This is a genomic window from Lentzea sp. NPDC059081, from assembly GCF_042738015.1.
Lineage (GTDB): Bacteria > Actinomycetota > Actinomycetes > Mycobacteriales > Pseudonocardiaceae > Lentzea.
This window is the reverse complement of record NZ_JBHYGW010000001.1, coordinates 684,078-692,903: the sequence shown is the minus strand read 5'-3', so window position 1 is coordinate 692,903 and position 8,826 is coordinate 684,078. Positions and strand designations below refer to the sequence as shown.

At 72.6% G+C, this 8,826-nt stretch carries 2 protein-coding genes; both read right to left on the bottom strand.

All coding sequences use genetic code 11. The annotated features are described in order from the left end of the window. Nucleotides 1-128: 128 nt before the first annotated feature. On the bottom strand, nt 129-1,409 hold the full coding sequence (locus ACFWV3_RS03110) for an FAD-dependent oxidoreductase (RefSeq protein ID WP_382407620.1): 1,281 nt from the start codon (nt 1,407-1,409) through the stop codon (nt 129-131). Continuing rightward, nucleotides 1,406-8,395: an SDR family NAD(P)-dependent oxidoreductase gene (locus ACFWV3_RS03105; RefSeq protein WP_382407618.1), complete on the bottom strand. Its 6,990-nt coding sequence runs from the start codon at nt 8,393-8,395 to the stop codon at nt 1,406-1,408. The genes ACFWV3_RS03110 and ACFWV3_RS03105 overlap by 4 nt, the downstream gene beginning before the upstream one ends. Between the last annotated feature and the right edge of the window lie 431 nt (nt 8,396-8,826).

Genomic DNA, 8,826 nt, shown 5'->3' with positions numbered 1-8,826 from the left:
CCCCGCGGGTAGTGGGTCGGAACCAAACCCGGGGGGGGTGGGGGGGGGGGGGGGGGGGTGGAGAGGGAAAAGGGGGCCCTCCCGTGGGCCGCGCTCGGTCCCGAGGGGGGGCAGGGGCCCCGCGGCTGCTATCGCCGCATGGTTCCCCTCAGCACGCGTGCGACCGTGCTCGGCCCCATCAGCCGCGACGGCGGGTCGAGCAGGTTCGCGACGCGGAACAACCGCTTGCTCAGCACCGGATCGCTCGCGGCGGACCGGTACAGGGTGCTCCGGTAGGCGTTGACGAGCTTGTCCACAGCGGACTGGGGCTCGAACCGCAGATCTCCCCCGGAGGCCAGCTGCCAGGGAGCGTCGAGCAGGAGTGCGGCCTCCCGGAAGAACCGCCGCGCCAGCCGGTCTGCTCCTGCGGCGAGGAGGCGCCGCAGCAACAGCGCTTCCGTCGCCGCGACGGTCATGCCCTGCCCGTAGACCGGGTTGAACGAGCACAGCGCGTCGCCCATGACCAGATAGCCCTCGGGGAAGCGGGACAGCCTCTCGTACCGGTGGCGGCTGCTGGCGGGATAGCGCATCAGGCGGGCTTCGGCGAGCGGTTCGGTCGTGGCCACCACGTCGGTGACCTCCGCGACGCCGAGCCGGTCCACCCAGTTGACCAGGCCGCGGTGGTCCACCGGCGGCACGACGCCGTGGCGGCCGCTCGTCGTGACGGCGAAGGTGCTCCCTTCCTGGGCGAGGACGAACGCGCCGCGCGGCCTGCCGGGGTAGGACGCCAACGCGGCTCCCAGCCTGCCGCCGAGGTGTTCCGGACGCCTGCGCAGCAGGTGGGTGACGTAGCAGATGCCGACCCGGACGTCCTCGCGGTGCGGCGCGGGATAACCGAGTTCCCGCAACCACACCGGCGACCGCGTCGCCCGGCCCGTCGTGTCGACCACCAGGTCCGCGTCGAGGCGGTGTTCGTCGAGTTCGACGCCGGTCACCCTCGCACCGCCGGCGACGAGACGTCGTGCCGTGCTGCCGTCACGCACGCGGACGTTCGGCAACGCACGCACTCGGCGCCTCAGCACCTGTTCGAGTGCCGGTCTGCTGATGCCGAACCCCGTCAGGCCGGACGTGGCCGGGTGGAGGAGGTGACCGTCGAAGTACCAGTGCATGTCGGCCAGCAGATCGCCCTGCGGAGCACCGAACTCCCGCAGCTCGGCGACGAACCCCGGGAACAGCTCCTCGAACGCCTCCAGGCCTCGCGCGAGCAGGCCGTGAACCTGTGCGCCCTGGGGAACTCCGCGCCTGGTCCCGGCGGTGTCCGGCAGGACATCGCGTTCCACGACGGTGACCTCGGAGAAGTGTGCGGAGAGCGCGGCGGCGGACGCCAGTCCGCCGATGCCCGCTCCGAGCACCACCGCGTGCCCGTTCACGCCGTCCCGCCCCGTTGCGACGACCCCGCGAGGAAGCCGGCGACGTCGGGCCAGATCTCCTCCCATTCGGGGCCGGCGTGCTGGTGGTCGTGTCCCATGTCCGCGACGGTGACCAGCCGGGCGGCGAGCCCCGCGTCGCGAGCACCGTCCGCGATCCGGGTGGCCTCCTCCACCGGCACGACGTCGTCGGCTTCGCCGTGCACCACCAGCAACGGCGGGCCGGCCGGGGTCAGCGCGAGGAGCGGGCGCCGCCGCGGGTCGGTGAAGTAGGCCTCGACGTCGGCCCTGGTGGTCTCCGCCGGCACCGGCACCGGGTTGTGCGCGGTGAACGCGAGGCGGTCGAGGAGGAGCGCCGGCTCGGCGAACCCCATCAGCACCGCGCACGCCTGCCACGAAGACGGTTCCCGCGTGATCGCCAGTAGTGCGGTGTACGCGCCGCGGCTCGTGCCGAGGATGCTGATCCGGTCGCCGTCGACGGCGGGGTGCCCGGCCAGGTGAGCCCTCGCCGCGAGCACGTCGTCGACCTCCGCGCCGCCCATCTCGGCCAGCGCGAGGAAGCCGGGACCGTGTCCCGGTGCGCCGCGGTGGTCCACCGTGAAGACGGCGAAACCGGCCTGGCACAACGGTTCGTGCTCGCTGACCCGGACGATCCTGCCCTCGTCGTCCAGCGCGCCACCGGGGTTCGCCGAGCACACGACGACCGCGGGGTGCGGTCCGCTGCCCGTGGGAAGGCTGAGGTGGCCGTAGATCGTGGTGCCGTCGGCCGAGACGAACTCCTCCGTGGTGATACCTGATGCGTGCGGTCGTACGGGAGCGTTCTCCAGCTCGTCCGCCAGCAGCGAGACCAGCTTGCCCACCGTCAGGTTGCGCTGCATCTTGACGGAGGGCACGGAGACGCCCAACGCGTCCTGCAACCGCACGCGCAGCTCCACGGCGACCAGGGAGTCGATGTCGACGGCCTGCTCGGCCGCCAGTTGGTCCGCCGGCAGGCCGGTCGCGTTGTGCAGTAGAGGCGAGACCAGTGCGGGCAGCAGCGCGAGCCGGTCCGCCCGCGAGGCCGCGCGCAGCCGCTGAGGTGTCTCGGACGCCGCGTGGCTCGTCCCGGCCGCCGGTACGAGCGACTCGAACCTCGGCAGCGCCGCGAGCTGCGGGTTGGCCTTGGCCCACCGCCGCCAGTCCAGCGCGGCGACCGTGCCCTCGACCAGCTCCGTGCGCACGACGGCGTCGAGCTCGGTGATGAGCCTGCGCGGTGTCATGGGAGCGTGTCCGTTGCGCCGCAGCAGGTCGCCGACCAGACCGTCCCGCGCAACCGTGACGCCGACCTCGCCCACCATGCCCCAGCCGATGCTCACGGCGGGCAGGCCGAGGCTCCTGCGGTAGCGGGCGAGCCCGTTGAGGAACTCGTTCGAGGTGGCGTAGTTCCCGGTGGCGGCGGATCCCAGCTGTGCCGCCAGCGAGGAGAACAGCACGAAGAAGTCGAGGTCGTCGGCCAGCGTCTCGTGGTGCAGGTACCAGGCACCGTCGGCCTTCGCGCGGGTCGCGGTGACCAGTCGCTGCGCGGTCGTGTCCGCGAGCACCACGTCGTCGAAGTTCGCCGCGGCGTGCACGATCCCGCGCAGAGCCGGCATCTCGGCACGAACCCTGGCGGCGAGGTCGGCGACCTGGGCGGGATCCGACACGTCGGCCTTCTCCACCCGCACCGAGACGTCGCGCGCCACGAGCTCCTCGACCGTTCGGACGGCCGCCTCGGTGGTGACACCGTTGCGCCCGACGAGAACCAGGTGGGTCGCGCCGCCGTCGGCGAGCCAGCGCGCCACCTCCAGGCCGAGCCCGCCCGCGCCGCCGGTGATCAGGTAGGTCGCCTGCGGCCGCACCACCGGCTCGGTCATCGACGACGCCGGCACCGCGACCCGGTCACCGCTCATCCGCACCGCGATCTTGCCTGCGTGGGAGTCGCCGGTCATTCGCCGGAAGGCCTCCTGGACGGAGCTCGGGCCCAGTTCCGCCACCGGCACCGCGACGACGACCCCGTCGTCGTGCAGAGCCGCGACGTCCCGCATGCACTGCTGCACGTCGTCCGGGCGCAACGCCATCATCTGGTCGTAGTCGAAAGCGTGGAACGACAGGGCGCGCCGGAACGCGGCCAGCCGCAACGGCCGGTCGGCCGCGAGGTCGGCCTTGCCGAGCTCGACGAAGCGGCCGAACGGCCGCAACAGCTCCACGCTCTTCTCCATCAGCTCGCCCGCCAGGGAGTTGAGGACGACGTCGACACCTTCGCCCCCGGTGCCCGCGAGCACGTCGTCGAAGAACGCGGTCGAACGGGAGTCCGACACGAGGTGGGCGCCTTCCGCCCGCAGGAGCTCCCGTCGAGCGTCGCTGCCGGCCGTCGCGTGGACGACCGCGCCGAGGCTCAGTGCGATCCGCACCGCGGCGAGCCCGACACCACCGGCAGCGGAGTGGATCAGCACGCGTTCACCCCGTCGCAGTCCCGCCAGCCGGACGAGGGCCTGGTGCGCCGTCACCACCGGCAACAGGGTCACGGCCTGCGCCGGGGTCAACGTGCGGGGCAGGGGCACGACCCGTACCGCCTCGACGGTCGCGTACGACCGGAAGAGGTCCGCGCCGTGTGCGAACACCAGGTCGCCGACCCTCACACCGGAGACGTCCGCGCCGACCCGCACGACTTCGCCGGCGCACTCCATTCCGAGAGCCACCCCGGTGAGACTGTGCTCCATCGCCGCGGCGGCCAGGAGTCCGGAGGCCTTCAGCACGTCCTTGAAGTTGAGACCGACGTGCGACACCTGGATCTCGACCTCGCCCGGTCCCGGATCCCGTCGTGCGGCCGCGGCGAACCGCAGCTCGCCGAGCGTGCCACCGGCCCGCAGCTCGACCGGGGTGCGGTCCACGTCGACGACGACGTTGTGCGCCACGGCCGCCGCGTCCGCCTCCACGAACCGCCGGACGTGGCGGCCGGACGCGCGCAACGCCACGTCCTCCTGCGTGTCCGTGCCCAACTCGTGGACGAGGGCGCGGTGATCGCCGTCGTGGTCCACCACGCGCACCCGCAGGTCGGGCCGCTCGGCGGCGGCCGCCCTGGCGAAGCCCCACCACGACGCGGCCCAGGGGTTCGTCGTGGGGTCGGTGTCGCCGGTGCTCTGCGCGCCGCGGGTCACGAGCACCAGCTGAGCGGCGTTCTGCGGCAGGTCCTGCGCGACCCGCAGCGGCAGGGCCACCGACTCGCAGGCGGACTCGGCCGGCGGGTCTCCCGAGTCGACGACCGCCACCGCCCGGCAGCCGTGCGCCGCGGCGGCCCAGTCCTCGTCCGGCGCCGGCCTGCGCACATCCGCGCCCCGCGCGGTCAGCTCACCGGCCAGGGCGTCCGCGTCGTGCCCCGTGCCGAGCACGAGCCACGAGCCGTCCGGGTCAGCGCTCTCCTCGACGTCGACGAGCTGCCACGCGTGCTCGTAGTGCTGAGGCCGCACCTCCGCCGGGCCTGCGGCTTGGTCGCGCGTCAGCACCTGCGCGCACAGGCCGAAGAACTCCGCGACGACCTCGCCTCCGTCCGTGACCAGGGTGAGGTCGCACTCGAGGCGCCCCGGCTGTCCGGAGTCACGCTGCCTGCCGTGCACCCACAGCGTTTCGCCCACCGGCCGGTAGTAGCGCACCGAGGTGATCCGGGCGGGCACGTAGGTGTCGTCGTCCTGCGCACCGGCCATGGTCGACGCGCCGACGGTCATGGCGTGCAGCGCGGCGTCGAGCAGCGCCGGATGCAGCCGGTGCCGTTCGGAGGAAACCGCACCGGTGTGCAGCGACACGAAGATCTCGCGGGTGTCGTGGTCGCACCACACCTGCTCCACCGCGCGGAAGGAAGGCCCGTAGAGCAGCCGTCGCCTCGTCAGGTCGGCGTAGACGTCCTCGCTGCTCGTCGCGGGCAACGCCGCTGTCAGTTCCGCCAGCGTGGTGCGGACCGCGGGCGGAGCCGACGGCCGCGCGCGGTCCGACTTGCGCATCCGGGTGTGCGGAACCCACTCGTCGTCCACGGTCTCCCGGCTGTACATCCGCACGGCGCGTCGTTCGGGATCGTGTTCGACCCGCAGCGTGGTCACCGCGGTCTTGGTCAGGACCAGCGGTGTCTCGAACTCGACGTCCTCGAGGACGCACGGAGTGTCGTCCGCGAACGTCGCGAGCGCCGCCTCGACGTAGCCCGCGCCGGGGAACACGACAGCGCCGTCCACGACGTGGTCGCCGAGGTAGTGCAGGTCCGCGGAGACGAGCTCGACCTCCCTGGCCAGAACGGTGGCGGACGCGGTCGCCCGGCCGGCCAGCAGCGGGCCCTCCACGCCGAGCCGCACGTCCCGGGACCGGCGGGTCTCCTGCCAGTGGGACCGGCGTTGCCACGGATAGGTCGGCAGGGCGACTCGGCGGTGCGCACCCGGATGCGTGTTCTCCCAGGCGATGTCGGCGCCCGCCGCGTAGAGCGCGCCCAGCGTGTGCTGCAGCTGCCTGCGCTGGGGCTGGTTGCGCACCAAGGAGGCGAGCCTCTCGACCCCCGTGCGCCCGCTCTCCGCGATCGCCTCGTCGATCGCGCCCGCCAGCACCGGGTGGGGACCGACCTCCAGCACCACGGCGGTCTGCTCGCCGAGCAGAGCGCGGCAGGCTTGCGCGAACAGCACCGGCTGCCGCACGTTGCGCCACCAGTACCCGGCGTCCATGCCGGTGCCGTCGACGAAGCCGCCGGAGACGGTCGAGCACAGCGGCACGCCGGCGGCGGCCGGCGTGATGGTCGCCAGCGCCTCCAGCAGGTCGTCGCGGATGGGATCCATCTGGGCGCTGTGGTACGCGACCTCGACGCGCAACGGTTGCAGCGGAACCCGTTGCCCGACGATCTCCATCGCCGCGCGGTCACCGGACAGCGTGGTGGTGGACGCGCTGTTGACGGCCGCGATCTCGACGCCGTCCACCAGCAGCGGCCGCACCTCGTCGGCGGACAGGCCGGCCACGGCCATGACGCCCCGGCCCGCCAGCCCCGACTGCAGCCTGGCGCGGTGGTAGCTGATGGTCAGCGCGTCCTCGAGCGAGTAAACACCCGCCGCGTACGCGGCGGCCACCTCACCGACGCTGTGCCCGACGACGGCGACCGGTTCGACCCCCCACGCCCGCCACAGGGCCGTGAGACCCGCCTGCACGACGAAGTTGGCGACTTGTGCGTACAGCGTGCTGGTCAGCCGGGAACCGTCCTGCGGCCGGTCCAGCTCCTCGGCCATGCTGATCCCGAACCGCGCCAGCACCTCGTCGCAGGCCTCGACGACCTCGCGGAACAACGGCTGCGTCCGCAGCAGCTCCTGGCCCATGCCCCACCACTGCGGCCCCATGCCCGTGTAGACGAAGGCGACACCGCCCGTCAGCGCCGCCCGGGGTGCCGGCAGGTCCGCGAACGCCGCCGCGGCCTCGGCGGCGTTCGCGGCGACGACGAAAGTGCGAAGGACGTGGTGCTCGCGGGTACGCGCGGCCGTCGTGGCGATCTCCCGCCACGACGGTCCGTCCGGCTGCTCGGCCAGGACCCGGTACGACCGGGCCAGTGCGTCGAGCGCCTCGGGACCGCGCGCGGACAGGGGGAGCAGAAGTGGGGCCTCGTCTCCGGTTTCCGGATCGGCGGGCAGGGGTGGCGGTGGCGGTGCCTGTTCGATCACCACGTGCGCGTTCGTGCCGCCGAAGCCGAACGAGTTGACCGCCGCCCGGCGCGGGCCCGGCCAGTCGGGGAACCCGGTCGTCCCGGTCGGCACGCTCAGCCGCAGCTCGTCGAACGGGATCGCCGGGTTCGGGCTCTCGAAGTGCAGGTTTCCCGGAATCTGTCCTCTTTGGACGCAGAGCACCGCCTTGATGAGACCCGCCATGCCCGCGGCCGCCTCGGTGTGGCCGATGTTCGACTTCACCGACCCGATGTGGTGCGTCCGGTCCGAACCGGTGAGCACCGATCCGATCGCCTTCGCCTCGACGGGGTCACCGACCGCGGTACCGGTGCCGTGGGCCTCGAAGTAGCCGACGGTGCGCGGATCCACTCCTGCCTCCGCGAAAGCCCGGCGGATGACCGCCTGCTGTGCCTCGCCGCTGGGCACGGTCACGCCGGGCGTCCTGCCGTCCTGGTTCACGGCGCTGCCGCGGATCACGGCGAGCACGTTGTCGTTGTCGCGCACCGCGTCGGCGAGGGGTTTCAGGAGGACCGATGCGGCGCCCTCGCTGCGCACGTACCCGTTGGCGCCGCGGTCGAAGGTTCGGCATCGGGCATCCGGCGAGAGGAACCGGCCCTTGGACATCAGCATCGTGGTGGAGGGGTTGAACATCGCGTTCACGCCACCGGCGACCGCGAGGTCGCACTCGCCCCGGCCGAGCGCCACGCAGGCCTGGTGCAGTGCGACGAGGGACGAGGAGCACGCCGTGTCGACCGTGAAACTCGGGCCGCGCCAGTCGAACGCGTGCGAGAGGCGGGCGGCCAGCATCGACATCGCCACCCCGGTCGCCGTGGAGCCGCCGGTCAGGACGCGGTTGGACTCCGACAGCTGCAGGTTCATCGAGTCCAAGGTGAAACCGCCGACGAACACCCCCACCGGCTTGCCCGCGGTGGTGCTGGGCGGCAGGCCGGCGTTCTCCAGGGCCTCCCAGGTGACCTCGAGCAACAACCGCTGCTGCGGGTCGAGGCTCGCGGCCTCTCGCGGGGTCATCCCGAAGAAGGCCGCGTCGAACGCGTCGATCGGCCCCTCCAGGAACCCGCCCTGGCGCACCATCATGCGGTCGGGCGTGACCGGTTCGGGTTCGTAGTAGGCAGCCGCGTTCCAGCGGTCCGGCGGGATGTCCGCGATCGGGTCGGCACCCGAGACGAGGAGGTCCCACAACCCGTCCGCGTCGTGCGCGCCGCCGGGGAACCGGCAACCGACTCCGATGATGGCGATCGCCGGGTATCCGCGGCCGAAGTCTTGTGGAGTCAACACCCGATCCTTCCTGACGGAGCGGTTCGGCAGGCGGGGAAGTACCCGGCGACTGGGACGAACCGGCGTCGGCTGAGCAGCAGGACGCCCACAACAGCAGCGCGTTTCCCGGGTCACAACACCTGGCCCCGGGTAGCCGACTATGGGGAACCGACAGCGCGTATTTAGGGCAACGCAACGGGTTCACCACGGGTCGGGCGACATGTGTCAACTGTGGACGGACGGCTGCAAACGTCCTGCCGCGGCCGTGACGCGTGCGGCCGCATCGCCGTCGTCCGGCCTGGTGTGCGGGACAACGGCCGGTTCGCCGGTGGGCGAAGGGAGAACGGGGGCGCTGCAACCGGTGGCCGTCGCACGGGTGGCGCCGTATTCTACGGCGAGTGGTATCGCGGTGGCCGACGGCGATGGTCTTGCTGGTCGCGGTGGAGGTGTGA